The organism is Nostoc sp. FACHB-892 (assembly GCF_014698795.1).
Taxonomy (GTDB): domain Bacteria; phylum Cyanobacteriota; class Cyanobacteriia; order Cyanobacteriales; family Nostocaceae; genus Nostoc.
On record NZ_JACJTR010000030.1, the window covers coordinates 1 to 16,948 of the forward strand.

At 42.0% G+C, this 16,948-nt stretch carries 10 protein-coding genes and 3 pseudogenes; 6 read left to right on the top strand and 7 right to left on the bottom strand.

Annotation, left to right across the window (positions count from 1 at the left end; all coding sequences use genetic code 11):
- Window positions 1-169 precede the first annotated feature (169 nt).
- The 6 genes and pseudogenes from H6G96_RS28235 to H6G96_RS28260 all read right to left on the bottom strand — a co-directional run.
- Window positions 170-425: pseudogene (locus H6G96_RS28235) on the bottom strand (winged helix-turn-helix domain-containing protein); the annotation flags it as partial.
- Between the two features lie 21 nt (window positions 426-446).
- A pseudogene (locus tag H6G96_RS28240) lies at window positions 447-626 on the bottom strand (transposase); the annotation flags it as partial.
- Window positions 625-1,407 (bottom strand): annotated as a pseudogene (locus tag H6G96_RS28245) (Uma2 family endonuclease). The pseudogenes H6G96_RS28240 and H6G96_RS28245, both read right to left, overlap by 2 nt.
- Before the next feature lie 85 nt (window positions 1,408-1,492).
- Window positions 1,493-1,693 (bottom strand): hypothetical protein, encoded by a 201-nt coding sequence (locus tag H6G96_RS28250; protein WP_242063423.1) that lies wholly within the window; start codon window positions 1,691-1,693, stop codon window positions 1,493-1,495.
- A gap of 51 nt (window positions 1,694-1,744) precedes the next feature.
- The gene (locus H6G96_RS28255; protein ID WP_190915754.1) at window positions 1,745-6,919 is read right to left on the bottom strand and encodes a hypothetical protein; all 5,175 of its coding nucleotides are present in this window, start codon (window positions 6,917-6,919) and stop codon (window positions 1,745-1,747) included.
- Window positions 6,889-8,226 (bottom strand): P-loop NTPase fold protein, encoded by a 1,338-nt coding sequence (locus tag H6G96_RS28260; RefSeq protein ID WP_190915755.1) that lies wholly within the window; start codon window positions 8,224-8,226, stop codon window positions 6,889-6,891. Before H6G96_RS28260 ends, H6G96_RS28255 begins: the two co-directional genes overlap by 31 nt.
- A gap of 317 nt (window positions 8,227-8,543) precedes the next feature.
- On the opposite strand from H6G96_RS28260, the gene H6G96_RS28265 reads away from it, so the two are divergent.
- From H6G96_RS28265 to H6G96_RS28270, 3 genes are all read left to right on the top strand, one after another.
- Window positions 8,544-8,735, top strand: a complete 192-nt coding sequence (locus H6G96_RS28265) for a hypothetical protein (RefSeq protein WP_190915756.1) — start codon at window positions 8,544-8,546, stop codon at window positions 8,733-8,735.
- Between the two features lie 411 nt (window positions 8,736-9,146).
- Window positions 9,147-9,272, top strand: coding sequence for a hypothetical protein (locus tag H6G96_RS42485; RefSeq protein WP_277932954.1), 126 nt, complete (start codon window positions 9,147-9,149; stop codon window positions 9,270-9,272).
- The gene (locus H6G96_RS28270) at window positions 9,238-9,441 is read left to right on the top strand and encodes a hypothetical protein (RefSeq protein WP_190915757.1); all 204 of its coding nucleotides are present in this window, start codon (window positions 9,238-9,240) and stop codon (window positions 9,439-9,441) included. The genes H6G96_RS42485 and H6G96_RS28270 overlap by 35 nt, the downstream gene beginning before the upstream one ends.
- 59 nt (window positions 9,442-9,500) lie before the next feature.
- Here the strand turns inward: H6G96_RS28270 and H6G96_RS28275 are convergent, their stop codons facing one another.
- Window positions 9,501-10,121: a DUF4126 domain-containing protein gene (locus H6G96_RS28275; RefSeq protein ID WP_190915758.1), complete on the bottom strand. Its 621-nt coding sequence runs from the start codon at window positions 10,119-10,121 to the stop codon at window positions 9,501-9,503.
- 478 nt (window positions 10,122-10,599) lie between these two features.
- Here H6G96_RS28275 and metH point away from each other — a divergent pair, with 478 nt between their 5' ends.
- From metH to H6G96_RS28290, 3 genes are all read left to right on the top strand, one after another.
- Window positions 10,600-14,130, top strand: coding sequence for a methionine synthase (gene metH / locus H6G96_RS28280; RefSeq protein WP_190915759.1), 3,531 nt, complete (start codon window positions 10,600-10,602; stop codon window positions 14,128-14,130).
- Window positions 14,131-14,396: 266 nt separating this feature from the next.
- On the top strand, window positions 14,397-15,749 hold the full coding sequence (locus tag H6G96_RS28285; protein WP_190915760.1) for a glycosyltransferase: 1,353 nt from the start codon (window positions 14,397-14,399) through the stop codon (window positions 15,747-15,749).
- A 105-nt stretch (window positions 15,750-15,854) separates the two neighbouring features.
- Window positions 15,855-16,685: a PIG-L family deacetylase gene (locus H6G96_RS28290; protein ID WP_190915761.1), complete on the top strand. Its 831-nt coding sequence runs from the start codon at window positions 15,855-15,857 to the stop codon at window positions 16,683-16,685.
- The last annotated feature ends 263 nt before the right edge of the window (window positions 16,686-16,948 follow it).

A 16,948-nucleotide genomic window follows, 5' to 3' on the forward strand; every position in this document is an offset into this window, starting at 1 on the left:
GGTTTGCAATAATGCCTCTACTTGTTTTTCTGGAGATTGCTTTTGCGCCATGTGATATATTCTACGGCGCTATGTGCATCTATCTACTTTTTATTTTTTGCACTACCCCGATTTATTGAGCGGATACCCAATTCTTGCGTCGAATCACACGTAGACTAAAACCACTCTCGTCCCAAAACCACACCTGCAAACGCTCCGGCTGCTCTCGTGCTATTGATAAATAAAAAGCCAAGCTTTTCTTTAAACTTGGCTCTTTCTTGGGGATTTTGTTTATTTTCTAAATCATATTTAGCCCAAATATAACTATACTTTTTTCGTTTTAATATCCTCCTCACTTGAGAGCTACTTAAATCAATCCCTGTTTGCTCTGTTAAATATGTTGCTAATCTCTCGGCTGTCCATCTTCCAAATTCATAGCCTAAATCTGGTTGAATAGTATTTGTATCATTAACAATGACTTTGCGATTTTTAGCTAATCCTCCTAAATACTTGAGTTGACGATTTTCTAAATTTAATAAGAAAGATGTGTTGTTGCCATATCCAGCATCAACAATTACTATTCCTGGTTGATAACCACGGCTTAATGTCAGGTCTATTAATCTAATTGCTAATTCTGGCTTTTTCTCAATCGGGGTTTATTCCAAGTTGTCTCAAGCGTTCTGCTAAACGCTGGGCTTTTTGCTGTTCTTGTTCTAATTGGGATGTTAATAACTGGGATTTTTCTTGCTCTTGTTCTAATTGAGGTGCTAATAACTACGATTTTTCCTCACCAGTTAGTAATAAATTTCCTTGTGTATCCCACCAACGCAACCAAGGCGCTGTAGTATTTCCATACTGTCCTTCCCAAATACCCAATTCGACACCCATCAAAGAAATCTCATAGTGTCCACGTTCGTTAGCTGTGAGTTGCTGATACCTACCATTAACTAAGTGATAAACCTCAACTGTGGCTTTGCTAAATTCGTAAATGCCATAAAAAGGTACGCGGATTGCTTGCTCGTATACCCAAAATTTACCAGTCATTGGAGTATTATCTCTTTCTTCTGAACCATTGCCAGAAGCGAATTACAGTACAATTAGGGGAGCAACATATTCTTGCCACAACACATACGAATGTCGAAACTGACCATTTAACATAGGTGCAACATTCGGGACGTAAAACCAATCGGGTGCTTCAGCACCGCGTTCAGGTGGTTCGGTTAAACGCCAGTAAATGCCACAATCTTGACCAATACAATACTGATTATCTGGGTGAATTTGTTGTAATATACCTTGAACTGAGTCAGTTAGAAGTATGCTTTGCGGGTGTTCTTGAAAATTTTTCACAAAGTTTCCATCTGACTCTGGTAACTCAGTATGGTCGGGAAGATGAGTAATGCCTAGTTCGGACAGTTTGGCAATAGTCATTGAACTTTGGCGCGAGTGAATCGGCATATTTATCTTAGCACCAGTCCGACCAAATGCCTGGCGGTGGGTAGTTTAGCGATGCTAATCAGCGACTCATAGCAAAAATCTGTTCAGCCGTTAAGGGAATGTTCGGAAACAATCTAGAATCAATTCGACCCTGCCCTCGAAACACCTTTGCGGGTAAATACTCTGCACCTTCAAGTTGGTAGATTGTAATGGTTGGCTGCTTGGGAGAGCCAATGAACCGAATGCCACCAGAAGCAGCATAGTCTACTTCAACTGACAACTTATGCCCATCAAGACCAACTTGCTATCAATCCCATTACGCTATTATCTATTATCTACTAGAACACAAGGCGCGATCGCCTCTGGCGTTGGCGAAGCTAGACGCTCGCGGACTCGCTAACGCTGTGCTATCGCCCTTCATGACCTTCTGATTAGTCTGCAAATAATCATGTAGCAAATTGCAACCCCGTGCCAGTAATTTTTCCAGTTCGATATCTGCCAAATTCTGGAAAATTACTGTGCCATTACCACTACCCGCAGCCAGAGTCTTGCCGTCATTACTGAAACTGACGCTGGTTAACTCTTGCTTATCACCTTTCAAAGCAATCAGTAACGTTCCTTCTCGGTTCCAAATTCTCACTTTGTCATCACTGCTAGCTGCCAAAGTTTTACCATCAGGGCTAAAACTTACACTGATGAAACTATCACCATCACCTGTAAGATTATTTAGCAAATGGCCGTCCCGGTTCCAAATCTTTATCGTGCTATCAATACTAGCTGAAGCGATCGCCTGACCATCAGGTGACCAAGCAACCCCATTTACTCGGCGGCTATGACCATTTAAGCTGTATAGTAATTTACCCTCTATCCAGATTTTCACAGTTTTGTCATCACTGGCTGAGGCTAGCAACTTACCATCTGGGCTAAAACTTACCCAATTCACTGCATCTTCATGCCCTTGCAAGGTGTTGAGCAGTTTACCGTCTCGGCTCCAAAGCTTTACTGTTTTATCTTTACTAGCCGAAGCAATTACTTGACTATTAGGCGACCAGGCTACACTCAGGACGGTACTAGTATGGCCTTGTAAGGTATTGATTAGTTTACCGTCACCACTCCAAAGCTTCACCGTTTTATCTTTACTAGCCGAGGCAATTACTTGACCATCTGGACTGAAACTAACGCCCCAAACTTGACCTTCATGCCCCGTGAATGTACGCAGTAATTTACCGTCTCGACTGAAAAGTTTTACAGTTTTGTCTCGATTTGCTGCTGCCAAGGTGCGATCATCTGGGCTAAAACTGATGCTAGTTACCCAGTCATTGTTATCGGCTTTGGGCTTTCGCAGTAACACACCGTCCAAATGCCAAAGTTTAATAGTTTTATCCCGACTTGCAGAAGCCAGGGTGCGATCGTCTGGGCTGAAACTAACGCTATTAACCCAATTATTATGTCCCTTGAGGGTTCCGAGCAACACACCTTCAAAACTCCAAAGTTTGATTGTCTCGTCGGTACTTGCGGAAGCGATCATGTTACCATCACGGCTAAAGCTGACGCTGGTAACTCCAGCACTATGCCCCGATAAAGTTCGCAGTGGTTTACCCTCCAGATTCCACAGTTTGATTGTCTGGTCTAAACTAGCTGAAGCAATAGTTTTAGCATTGGGCGACCAAGCGACACTTAAGACTGCATCATCATGACCCTGCAAGGTTTTAAGCAGTTGGCCATCTCGATTCCACAATTTCACCGTTTTGTCAGCACTCCCGGAAGCAATGGTCTGTCCATCGGTTGACCAAGTGACACTTAAGACTGCACCATCATGTAAGAGCAAGGTTTTGAGCAGCTTACCATCACGATTCCACAGTTTTACTGTTTTGTCTGTACTCGCCGAGGCAATAATCTGACCATCTGGGCTGAAACTGACACTATTCACTACACCCTGATGCCCTAATAGAGTAGCAAGCAGTTGACCTTCTCGGCTCCAAAGTTTCACCGTTTTATCTTGACTGGCGGAAGCAATGATTTGACTATCTGGGCTGAAACTGACGTTATTAACTACATCTTCATGCCCAGATAATGTGTTGACTAAGCTACCATCAAGATGCCAGAGTTTGATTGTAGTATCAGCACTGGCTGAGGCAATTAAAGAGCCATCGAGGCTAAATGTAACACTATTTACCCCAGATATATGCCCGTCCAAGCGGTTATATTCTCTTAACCCTGAAACTGCTTGATATAGTGCCGTCTGTACTTGCTCTCTGGTATTGGAATCTACCCAAACTGTTTGTTGTAATTTTCTCCCTGCTTTTAAACCTTCTTTTAAAGCATCAATACCTTTTTGCGATGCAAATAAGGCTTCACTAGATGCGCTGAGGGTTTTAATTTCACTATCTACTGCTGTCACGATGGAAACACTTAATCCCAATATGGCTAGAACACAAGCAGTCAGGGCAATTTTTAAGGAACGATTTAATTGAGCTTCACTAAGCCTTTGTTTCTTTTGACTTTCTGCAAGTTTAGCTGTTAATTCTTTTTCTTTGAGTTCAACTCGTAATTGCTCAATTTCTAACTGACTCAATTCTTCACGTTTGTGTAACTCTCGCAATTCTGTTAATAAATCCAAACCCTGTTGGGGATGAGGATCTACCAATTGCGATCGCTGCTCATTTTGGCTAAGTTCACTCTTAAGCCGTTCAATCTCAGCTTGACTCTGTTCTACTTTGTAGCGTAGTTCGTTAAGTTGTACCTGTAAGCTCGATTCTTGTTGTTGCAGGTAGCGAATCAAGTCTACTAAATAATCGTGAATCAGTTGATAGCGTTCTGGTACATCAGGAAATAGTACTACTAAACCGGAGCTAACTAAAATCTCTAATACTAACTCTAATTTACTAGCATCTTCTAACTCTGCTAGCTGCACCGCTAACTCAGCACGAGTTTTAAAAGGTCGGTTGTTACTTTCATCTGTTAATAAGTATAAGACGAGTAACGCGGCTCGTTCATTTTCTGGGCCGCAGTCTTTAATCAGTTCCTTAAGATATCGCTCGATAAGTTTGTTGGGTCTATATGGCTGATATTCTACTAGTGTAGTAATTCGCTCATCTTGAATTTGCGCTCCCACAACTTGCAATTCAATGGGACGGACTTCTCCAAATGCTGTTGATAAATCTTCGATTAAGGCATCAATTAAAGCAGGCTCTAAATTAAACTGCGATCGCTCTGTCAATTTTTGGATAATTGCTTTGGCATATTCTGGTGAAAAGTTATTTAACTGGTAGCGAATATGCTTGTCGAGAATATTATTATTAATCGCTTCTAATGCTGAAATATGTTTAAAATCTAATAATCGGTGTAAATAATCTTCTCGCAAAGTAAAGATAACTTTGACAAAGGGGATATTCAGGCAGTCGCTAATAAATTTATCAAATTCTTGCTTTTGATTGCGATCGCTATAACCAAAGAAAAATTCTTCAAATTGATCAAAAATTAAAACTGTGATCAGATGGTTATCAGCATTTTCTTTTAGTTGCTGTAAAATTCTGAGGATGGTAATAGGTGTGACAGAGTAAAGTACAGCTTCCGATTCAATGGTTGCTTCTGCCATGATGTCAGCATATATGGCAAGGGATGCGTCACTAGACATCGCCTCATCTAAAGATTTCCCTAATTCCCGCGCCCAATCGGTGTAAACTTGCAGCACCACAGGTATAGCTATTTGATCACCAATGGCTCGGTTTTGCAGTGCTGGAACTAAACCCGCAGTTACAATAGAACTCTTACCTACCCCTGATTGACCGTGAATCACCGTCAATTTTTGATCAGCGCGGCTAATTCTGCCAATTAAGTTATTAATATCACGCTCTCGACCGGAAGCCGCAATTTCTAAAGCAACGCTGCTACTTCCAGAAGATGACATCAATGCTGGGTTTGTTACCTGTCTTTGCGGTTGCAAACGCCCTGCACCGATAAAAGCTCGAAAACCATACTGCTGCTCAACAGAACGGCGTTTTTGTCGAATGTAATAGGCTTCTAAATAACGCCCTTCTTCAAAATAGAGCGATCGCAGTGTCCGCAATAAGCGAATATAACGATGGGCATCGTATTGATGGGCACTGCTTTCTAAGGCTGCTGGTAGTTCTTTTGTCGCTTTGTCTAAATATTCACGAGCTACTTCTAACTCACCTAAATTTCGCTGTGCTTTCGCTAAAACTAAATAGTAAATTTGCCCTAACAGTAATGGAAATAAACAGTTATAAGGGTTATTGTGCTTTTGCGCCTCACCTAGTTTCAGCAGTGACACGTGTGCTAATATACTCGCCTGTACCCACCGCGACTGCTGCACAGCTACTTGCGCCAGAAAACCGTAGTCACAAGCTAATTGGATTTGACTACCATAAGTTTGATGTAACTCCAAAGACTTTTGAGCAACAGTTTGCAACTCTTCCCACTCTTGGAGATATTGCAAAACCTCTGCAAGTTGACCAATAAATCCAGCAACTACATCTGAACGCCCAGCCACCTGCAAGATATTCAAGCATTGCTGAAAATAAGATTTAGCTGTGTACCAATGGCGACGGTTTTCTGTTTGATTTTGCTCTGCCAAACGGCAATAACACAGCCCAATATAAAATAGCAAAACTCCTTCTCGCAAAAGTAGCAAAGATGGGGGAGATGGAGGAGATGGCGAAGAAAATACTTCCTGATCTCTCCCTGCTCCCCCATTCCCTCTTTCTTCTAACTTTTGCCAAACTTGTAAACTTTGCTGAAAATGGTTTAAAGCTGTATTGATGCGATCGCTAATATAATTATCTAGTCCAAAAACAAATTCTAAACTAGCGTGTAGTTCTGGCTCTAAGGTAATACCACGATTGTGCAACTCTCTAATCGCAAAGTGGAGTTCATAGCTATGTTCCCAGACTTGCTCCACAGTGAAATAATGCTTTGCGATTTGAGGAGCTTGATGTTGTACAGCATCGGTTGGTAACACCGTAGCAAATAGAGAGTCAGTTTCCTGTTGCAAAAATTGCAACAATGATTCAGTTGTCATCTCAAACCGAATCGGTGTCGCCGCCCAACTTGCAAAATCTGGTGCTAAACGCACAACCTTTTGCAACACTTCCTCATTCACCCACACAATCATCGGAAATGGGTGACGTTTGCGAAATTCATCACGAATATGATTGATAGACCTAAGTAGATCATCAAGTCCATCTACTGACTCTAAACCCAAAATCATCAACGCTGATGGCGGATTATCTTCAGTTAGCAGTTGTAAATGAATACTTGTGTAAAGGCTTCTAGCATTATGCGACAGAACTACCTTTTCAATTCGGTGTACTCCTGAAGAGATTTCTTCGAGTCGTTGCAGCATTCGCTCTTGCAAAACTCGATAATTGCAGCACACCAAAACCAGGGAGAATTGACCGCTAGAGAGGGCAATTGCTCTCCCCAAACTCCGCAAAGCACGCTCGTTAGCTGCTCTTATATCTGCTTGTGGATGTCCTTCAACCATGATTTGAATTTTTCTGTCTCTGCTAAAACTGGGTTGACGGCAAACCAGGCTCCCTGATGATCGCGGTATTCAAATATAAATAAACTTCGCAATAGAGTGTGGTATTGGATATCACCTCTAACTCTTTGCTGTTGCACCACCTGAAAGATTAGTTCCCACTCATGAGGGTCGATAGCGTTAGCTCGGTAATCGCGCTGTCTTTGAATCACCAATTCGACACACTCCCGCTCAAAGGGTGGATCTTGTTCTCGCAGACAGTCAAATAGTAAACCTAGCAAGTCGCGTACATGACCACCACTAATCAGGCACAATCGATCTAAGGTTTCTTGACTATCAAATACTTCTGTAATTAAGCCTAACCGATCGCTAGGCAGAATGTCAGGAAAAGCTCTAGCTAGCACCATTTGCTGCATCATTGCTAGCCCTTGGGCGAAAATCTCCCCAGAGCGCAGACGTACAGGTATCATCGGTAACATTTTTGGTGCAACTCCTCCCCCCAACCGATGCTGAAGTTCGGCGCTATCGTTGGAGAAAGTCAGAGCTAGGGGAATAGTGTAGACTACATGACAATTCAGTTTGCGTAACTGTTCACCACGCTGAATAAATAAGTATTCTGGCAGCGATCGCCCCGATGGTAAAGGTCGAATTGCCACTCTATCCAAGTTATCAACAATAACTACCAGTCCTTTTTTACCCCTGGCTTTCAGTTCTTTGTTGGCGCGTTCTAGCAATTCTTGATTAATTGACTGTAAAATATTTGCTGTTCGCGGTTCTAGATAATCTCTTAACCGCCGCCGCAACTGGGGACTTTCTTTAGTTTTAGCTGTAATTTTGGCAATCCCCACAGACAACTCTGCTTCTATCCCAAGATCAATTGGCGTTTGCAGAAAATCCACAAGTTCACCAAATAACTTGGTAAAGTAAGTAGGTTTGAGCCTAATTTTCATTGCTTCTAGGCTTTCACTCACCTGGCCTGCGATCGCTAACAAAATATCAGTCACATCCACATCTGCCATTTCTAAGACATGGGTAGACTCAAAGTAAACTACATGAAATTGCTGTACTTCCAACTCAGCTTTGAGCCGCAACAACTCCGTTGATTTTCCACAGCCGAGATGTCCTGTAAATAGCTGACAAGTTGGTACATCCGGCGATATTCGAGCGATCGTGCGCTGCAAAGCCTCAATGATTTTACCACCCCGCACCGCAGCAAAATCAATATAGTACCTGCGATCGCTGGGATTTCCTATGATTAGAGGTCTGCTCGGATTGCAAGCCTGATAAAATCTTTCTAAATCTAGGAGCATAACTAATCGAGTTCACTCAGGAATAGGGATAACAAAATATATTGGCTAAATATTGGTTTTAAGGAATTTATCCCTTAATTTAATTACATTTCACCTAAACTACTAACTAAACTAGCAGCATTTCGGATAATTGTTCATGTATAGGTTAGATGTAGCACATTGCAATGCTGATATTTAATTTTAAGTAGGCAGAAATACTACTATAAGTACAATTAGAAAAAATATTCACTATTTAATAAGCTACTCTTATGAATATTAAAAATATCCAATACAAAAAAAGGTACTGTTGAGTACAATTTTGTAGTGAACTTGAATATATGGCGGTTCTCAAGAAACTTCCAAATAAAAAAATACTCAACGACTTCTTGTGGGGTGGACATCTCGCCATTGATGTTAAGTTAAGAAATAAAAGGATTGATCTGGGTAGAGGCAATATCTGTAAGTCGGCTTTGATATTCCAATTAGTTGGGTGCGATCGCTTTGAATGGTCAAATTATTTGAGTGCTTAGGCGTAGCCCGTCGTAGACATCACAACCCTTAAAATAACATTCACTCATCCGCGAGTATCAAAGACTCATCCGCGAGTATAAAAGGCTCATTCACGCGTATCAAAGACTCGTCCGCGAGTATCAAAGACTCGTCCGCGAGTATCAAAGACTCGTCCGCGAGTATCAAAGACTCATTCACGAGTATCAAAGACTCATTCACGAGTATCAAAGGCTCGTTCACGAGTATAAAAGACTCGTCCACGAGTATAAAAGACTCGTTCACGAGTATAAAAGACTCGTCCACGAGTATCAAAGACTCGTTCACGAGTATAAAAGACTGTTTACGAGTATAAAAGACTGTTTACGAGTATTAAAGGTGCGTTATGCTTTCGGGCTAACACACCCTAAGATTACAATCGCTTTATAATTGCGATGTCTACGACGGTTTACGCCTACGCGTCACCAACCCTACAGGCGATCGCTTTATGGCATACATTGAATATAGTTAGCAGTCGGCAATTCCATGAATATTCGTCAAGAACTTCTAAGTCTGATTGAACAACTAAATGATGAGCAGTTATCAGCATTGCTTGAATTAGCTCTTTCTTTCAAGAATGGCGAAAAATCTGTTAATCCTGCTGTTGAATCTCAGGCTTATCAGGATTGGGTAAGTTCTGAGAATGATATTTACGACGAAGTATTTGCTGATGAACTTACAGCGCGGTGATGTTGTGTTGTGTCGAGTCCCCATGCCTTCAACCGGATTGGCAACAAATCCATAACTACTTACCCCAATTCTCTTGATGGAGAGACGGTTTCGGGAGTTTGAGAAGATGGTTTACTCAAGAAGAAATTCCAAATTCTTTGAATAGCTATTATTAGAAAACCAATCACAATCACTCCTGCTACCACTGGTAAAGCTAGCGCCAGCACAGACAGTCCGATTGCAATGAGCAACTCAATAGTTGACACAACTGGATTGGTTAATCCACCTGAAACGCCAGTAGAACTTATCCGCAATATATTCGTTAATCCCTGAGTTAATCCTGCGGTTCCACCACCGGCAACTAAAGCTAACGTCCATTGCACCAGTGGATTCATCTCTGGAGCAACAGATGCTGTTACGATTGTCCCGGCGATAAATGCCGCAGGAGTGGCTACAATATCCAGCAGATGATCCAACCAAGGAATGTAATAACCGATAATTTCTAGCGAACAAGCGATTGCAAAGACAATGACAGCTTGAGGTGTTTCCACCCAATCAAAGTCAGTCGGTAAATCTAAATGTCCAAAAACTGAAGCCACACTCAACGCTAGCAGTGGTACAAATACTCTGAAGCCAGCCGCCGCGCTCAAACTAATCCCTAGTAATAATTCAATAAATGTATTTAGATTAAACAAAGACATAGTAGGACTCAAGTAATACTCCTGGTGTTTTTCCCATCTTTGAGCTGAACGGGGTGACAACTCTAAGTTGTGATCCTAAGATAAGAAACTTGGCGAAAATATTTCATCTTACTATGTGTAGAATCAACGCCGTGTGCAACTTTACTCTCAGACCTAACCCCCAACCCCTTCCCTACTAGCGTTGGGGAGCAGGAATCAAAGCCTCTCTGCGTTTCGGGGAGAGGAATGGAAGTGGGGTTATTAGTATACTTTGCGACTTTTCAAACAACCTCTCAAGTTGGCCAGTTTCAGGTAGCACGCTGAAATATTGATTCTGTCGTCGCTAACCTTGAGAAATCAGGTCAAAATGAGCCAATGGTGAGTTTCAGTAAAACAGACTTTATTAAAAGGATGCCAAAAATATCATAATTTTGGAAAATAATAAAGTAAGTCGAGTATCAGAAGACTCACTTGATATCCTCATTTCTTCTAGGAAAAAATGACTCATCCTTTCCTTGAACGCCTGCGTAGTCCAGATAGACCAGTCCTCGTCTTCGACGGAGCGATGGGAACAAATTTACAAACCCAAAACCTTACTGCTGAAGACTTCGGTGGCCCACAGTATGAAGGTTGTAACGAATACTTAGTCCACACGAAACCTGAAGCTGTGGCTAAAGTTCACCGCGACTTTCTCGCTGCTGGTGCAGATGTCATTGAAACGGATACCTTTGGCAGTACCTCCCTTGTATTGGCAGAATATGACTTGGCAGACCAAGCCTACTACCTCAGCAAGACAGCCGCAGAATTAGCCAAGGGTGTCGCGGCGGAATTTTCCACGCCAGAAAAACCCCGGTTTGTGGCAGGTTCCATCGGCCCTACAACGAAACTCCCAACTTTGGGACATATTGACTTTGACACTATGAAAGCTACTTTTGCTGAACAAGCAGAGGCGCTGTGGGATGGTGGTGTTGATTTATTTCTGGTGGAAACTTGCCAGGATGTGCTGCAAATTAAGGCGGCGTTGAATGCCATTGAAGAAGTGTTTGCCAAAAAAGGCGATCGCCGACCGTTGATGGTGTCTGTGACAATGGAAAGCATGGGCACAATGTTGGTTGGTTCAGAAATCAGTGCTGTGCTGACAATTTTGGAACCTTATCCAATTGACATTCTCGGTCTAAATTGCGCCACTGGCCCAGACTTGATGAAGCCACATATCAAGTATCTGGCAGAACATTCACCTTTCATCGTTTCCTGTATTCCTAACGCGGGTTTACCTGAGAACGTCGGCGGTCAAGCACACTACCGCCTGACACCGTTGGAATTACGGATGTCGCTGATGCATTTTGTTGAAGATTTGGGTGTCCAAGTGATTGGGGGTTGCTGTGGGACGCGTCCAGAACACATTCAACAATTGGCAGAAGTAGCTAAAGGATTAAAACCAAAAGTTAGGCATCCAAGTTTAGAACCAGCAGCAGCATCAATTTACACCACTCAACCTTACGATCAAGATAATTCCTTCTTGATAGTTGGTGAACGTCTCAACGCCAGTGGTTCCAAGAAGTGCCGTGATTTGCTAAATGCCGAAGATTGGGATGGACTCGTTTCAATGGCGAGGGCGCAAGTAAAAGAAGGCGCACATATTCTCGATGTCAACGTCGATTATGTGGGACGCGACGGCGTGCGGGATATGCACGAACTAGTTTCGCGCATTGTTAATAATGTGACATTGCCCTTAATGCTTGATTCCACCGAATGGGAAAAGATGGAGGCGGGTTTAAAAGTTGCCGGTGGTAAATGTTTGCTGAACTCCACCAACTACGAAGATGGGGAACCGCGCTTTTTGAAGGTGCTGGATTTAGCGAAAAAATACGGTGCTGGTGTAGTCATTGGTACTATCGACGAAGATGGAATGGCACGAACGGCAGACAAAAAGTTTGCGATCGCCCAACGCGCATACCGTCAAGCTGTAGAATATGGCATACCACCCACAGAAATATTCTTTGATACCCTAGCGTTACCCATTTCCACTGGGATTGAAGAAGACCGAGAAAACGGTAAAGCTACAATTGAATCCATCCGGCGGATTCGTCAAGAATTACCTGGATGTCATGTGATTTTGGGTGTTTCCAATATTTCCTTTGGTTTAAATCCAGCCTCGCGGATGGTGCTGAACTCAGTATTTTTGCACGAAGCGACAACGGCGGGAATGGATGCAGCCATTGTCAGCGCTAACAAAATTTTACCGCTATCGAAGATTGACGAACGGCATCAAGAAATTTGTCGGCAGTTGATTTATGATGAGCGGAAGTTTGAGGGTGATGTTTGCGTTTACGATCCCTTGGGAGAGCTTACCACAGTGTTTGCCGGAGTAACAACTAAGCGCGATCGCTCCTTAGATGAAAGTCTCCCCATCCCAGAACGTCTTAAACGCCATATCATCGACGGCGAACGCATTGGCTTAGAAGAACATCTGAAAAAAGCCTTAGAAGAACATCCCCCCTTGGAAATTATCAACACCTTCCTGCTAGATGGCATGAAAGTTGTCGGGGAATTATTCGGTTCTGGACAAATGCAGTTACCCTTCGTTTTGCAATCAGCAGAAACCATGAAGGCGGCGGTAGCATTTTTAGAACCATTCATGGAAAAATCAGAATCAGGCAACAATGCCAAGGGAACCTTTATCATTGCCACAGTTAAAGGTGATGTCCACGACATTGGTAAAAACTTGGTGGATATTATCTTATCCAACAACGGCTATAAGGTGATTAACCTGGGAATTAAGCAGCCAGTGGAAAATATCATCAACGCTTACGAACAGCACAAAGCTGATTGTATTGCCATGAGTGGATTGCTGGTGAAATCCACCGCCTTCATGAAAGAGAACTTGGAGGTATTCAACGAGAAAGGAATTAGTGTCCCCGTAATTTTAGGCGGTGCGGCGCTGACTCCCAAGTTTGTCTATGAAGATTGCCAAAATACCTATAAAGGTAAAGTTGTTTATGGCAAAGATGCCTTTTCTGACTTGCACTTCATGGATAAATTAATGCCAGCAAAGGCTACTGGTAACTGGGAAGATTTGCAAGGATTTTTGAATGAAGTCGAAACTGCTGAAGTTTCGATGAATGGCCACAAAGAACCAAAAGTTACAACTACTGAAGAAACAACATCTGCTGAACCAAAAGAATTAGATACGAGACGTTCTGATGCTGTGGCTATAGATATTGAACGTCCCACGCCGCCTTTTTGGGGAACGAAGTTATTGCAGCCTAGTGATATTCCCATTGAGGAAATATTCTGGCACTTGGATTTACAAGCTTTAGTTGCTGGACAATGGCAATTCCGCAAGCCAAAGGAACAATCTAAGGAAGAATATCAGGCTTTCTTGGCTGAGAAAGTGTACCCAATTTTAGAAACTTGGAAGCAACGGATTCTTGAAGAAAATCTGTTGCATCCCCAGGTGATTTATGGGTATTTCCCTTGTCAAGCTGAGGGTAATTCTCTACATATATATAATCCAGAAAGCCAATCACAGCAGGTTGCAACTTTCGAGTTTCCTAGACAAAAGTCTTTAAGGCGGCTGTGCATAGCAGATTTCTTTGCACCGAAGGAATCAGGAATTATTGATGTCTTTCCAATGCAGGCGGTGACTGTAGGAGAGATTGCGACAGAGTTTGCTCAAAAGCTGTTTGCTGATAATCAATACACCGATTACCTGTATTTCCACGGCATGACAGTGCAGGTGGCGGAGGCTGTGGCTGAGTGGACACATGCCAGAATTCGCCGAGAGTTAGGTTTTACTGCTGAAGAACCCGACAATATTCGGGATATATTAGCACAACGCTATCGTGGTTCACGGTATAGCTTTGGGTATCCCGCTTGTCCAAATATCCAAGACCAATACAAGCAACTGGAGTTATTGCAGACTGACAGGATTAACTTGTATATGGATGAAAGTGAACAACTTTATCCAGAACAATCTACCACTGCAATTATTGCTTACCACCCACTAGCAAAATACTTTAGTGCTTAATCTATATCTCCTCTCCTTAATAAAGAGAGCTGTTAATACTTAATCCATATCCCCTCTCCTTAATAAGGAGAGGGGTGCCCGAAGGGCGGGGTGAGGTTACTACTTCTACTGGACTGGCACTCTAGCTGTGCCCCACTAAGAAGCGACTGTATTTAACCCGATTGAGAACCTCTACGGTTTTTACTGAAACACAGCTATTATTTGGTAATTCATAATACAGCGAGTAAAATAGCGAGAGCAGATTTACTGTCCTCAAGGCTCCTATTATGAAAGTGGTTCAAGCTCTTGCTCGTTACTTCCCAGATAAATGTGGTGGTATTCAAGTAAACCTCACCGAGTTACTGCCAGAATTGCGATCGCATGATATTGACATCCAGATAGCAGCAGCTAGTAACGGTTCCCAAAAAGAAGAAACTTATAAATATAATGACGTAGAAGTTTATCGATATCCTGTATTTCCTGCGCCCAAAACAGAGCCAAATCATGGACAATTTTCGCATGGGAAATTTGAGTATTTCGCTAATTGGTTAACTAACCAAAAAGCAGACATATATCATCAGCACCATTGGGAAGTATATTGTGGGTTGCCTCATTTGCGATTAGCTAAAGAATTAGGCATGGCAACAGTGTTGACAGTACACTATGCTGTACCAGTTTGCCAGCGAATTACTTTGATGTTCAATGGACAGAAAGTTTGTGATGGCAAAATTGATGTGGTGCGGTGTTCCCAGTGTGCTGATACTTTGAGCAAAAAGCTACCTGCTGCAATGGTCAATAGGTTGAGCCATTTGCCCTTGGATCTCCTTAGCTGTCTACCAATGCCTGTGAGTGCATATCTTCCAGCCTCAGTAGACGATGGCAATCTAGGAAGATTTGTACGCCCTTTTGTTGTGCCTAGTTATGTTGCTGCACGCAAAAAAAGTTTGCTAAAAATGGCAAAATATGCTGATCGCATTGTGACAGTGTGTGATTGGCTTTATAAAGCTCTACTCATCAACGGCATACCTGAAGAAAAACTCATTCTCTCTCGACATGGAATTTCTTATACTGCACAAGAAAAATTACCACAAAAGAAACAGCAATCAGACCCTTTAAAAGTAGTTTTTTTAGGACGTTGGGATATATATAAAGGTATCGAAATTTTAGTACAGGCAGTTAAAGATTTACCGCCTCTTGTAAAGATTGAGTTGACCATTTATGGAATAACGCAGGATGAGCGATATCGCCAAAAAATCTTTAATTTGATAGCAAATGATCCTCGAATTCGTGTAAATAAACAACTACCAAGAGAAGAACTCTCTCAAACTCTAGCTAGCTATGATTTACTGGCTGTACCTTCCCAATGCCTGGAAACTGGGCCTTTGGTTGTATTAGAAGCCCACTCCCTATCTGTACCTGTTATCGGCTCTAACTTAGGGGGTATTGCTGAACTTGTTAGACATGGCATTGATGGTTGGTTAGTGACTGCTAACGATACTAAAGCTTGGACTCAAGCTCTTGAGAGATTAGCAACTGATACTAATTTACTGTGGAAATTGCGCCAAGGTATTAAACCTGTTCGCACAGTAAATATGCAGGCAGCAGATTTAGCAACCATATATAAAAACCTACAACGGTAGTTTCTCTTTCTGGGTAGATAAATCCGAATAAAATACAACTCACGAGTCAATATTGTAGAGATGAATGAAACCGATTTTCAGAGATGCAATAAAGGAATGAAGAGAATGCTGAACGTTAAACATTTCCTTCATCGAGTACAAAACAAGATTTGGCGACTATACAATCATAAATTGCCAGAAATTCTCAGTCTGTTGCAGTTTCTTTGGCTATTGCATATTGGTAGTAAGCCAATGAAAGTTAATCAGAAATCTGCAATGATAATTGCACCACACCAGGATGATGAAGTTTTGGGGTGTGGTGGTTTGATTAGACTCAAGCGAGAACAGAATGTGCCAGTCCAGATTGTTTTTGTCACAGATGGAGCAGCAAGTCATGGCAAACATCCCAAATTTCAATCTGGTGAAATAGTTCCAATTCGTAAGCAGGAAGCGCTTTGTGCTTTAAGCATCTTAGGTGTAGACAAGAGCCAAATTTACTTTCTCAACAAACCAGATAGTCAGCTTCAATATCTAGATGCAAGCAAGCGCCAACAAACAATTGAACAACTTGCCGGGCTTCTGAAATCCTTCCAGCCTGGGGAGATTTATGTGACTCACCGCCAAGACCGGATTAAAGACCATGAAGTAACTTATGAATTACTGCTAGCGGCAATTCAACACTCTGAAATTGAGGTTGACATTTTCCAGTACCCTATTTGGATTCTCTGGAAATCTTTACTCTTCCGTGACCTGAAACTAGATGAATTAGCATCTGCTCACCGTATATCTATTCATTCTGTTCAAAGCAAGAAGATAGAGGCACTTGAAGCCTACCGCTCTCAGTGCCTACCTATTGATGCTGAAACTTCTGCTGTATTAAAGCCTGGTTTCCTACGGCGATTTTTCGTACCGTATGAAATTTTTTTCAAGCCGACTTCTTTGTCGTCAAATCAATAATCTAATAGATGGTCTGTGCGAACGACAGTGTAATTCAGCTATTGACTATTAAACCTAATTACTGTGATGCCTCCTCACTACAGGAAGGTTTTAAATTTTTTCATATTATTTTGCCCCTAACTGATATTTTTACTTTAACAAGTGGGTACTATAACTTTAGTATGCTGATAACATCTTCATAAAGCTACCTTTGAATGAAATAGATTTCTATAAAGTTGATTTTAAATTATACTTTTTTTCTATCAAAGTAAGCTTAATTAGCC

Coding starts and splice junctions, on each gene's coding strand:
- H6G96_RS28260 (WP_190915755.1), bottom strand. CDS start 8,226: ATGCTCCTAGATTTAGAAAGATTTTATCAGGCTTGCAATCCGAGCAGA.
- H6G96_RS28290 (WP_190915761.1), top strand. CDS start 15,855: ATGCTGAACGTTAAACATTTCCTTCATCGAGTACAAAACAAGATTTGG.
- H6G96_RS42485 (WP_277932954.1), top strand. CDS start 9,147: ATGTCTACGACGGTTTACGCCTACGCGTCACCAACCCTACAGGCGATC.
- H6G96_RS28275 (WP_190915758.1), bottom strand. CDS start 10,121: ATGTCTTTGTTTAATCTAAATACATTTATTGAATTATTACTAGGGATT.
- metH (WP_190915759.1), top strand. CDS start 10,600: ATGACTCATCCTTTCCTTGAACGCCTGCGTAGTCCAGATAGACCAGTC.
- H6G96_RS28265 (WP_190915756.1), top strand. CDS start 8,544: ATGGCGGTTCTCAAGAAACTTCCAAATAAAAAAATACTCAACGACTTC.
- H6G96_RS28255 (WP_190915754.1), bottom strand. CDS start 6,919: ATGGTTGAAGGACATCCACAAGCAGATATAAGAGCAGCTAACGAGCGT.
- H6G96_RS28285 (WP_190915760.1), top strand. CDS start 14,397: ATGAAAGTGGTTCAAGCTCTTGCTCGTTACTTCCCAGATAAATGTGGT.
- H6G96_RS28270 (WP_190915757.1), top strand. CDS start 9,238: ATGAATATTCGTCAAGAACTTCTAAGTCTGATTGAACAACTAAATGAT.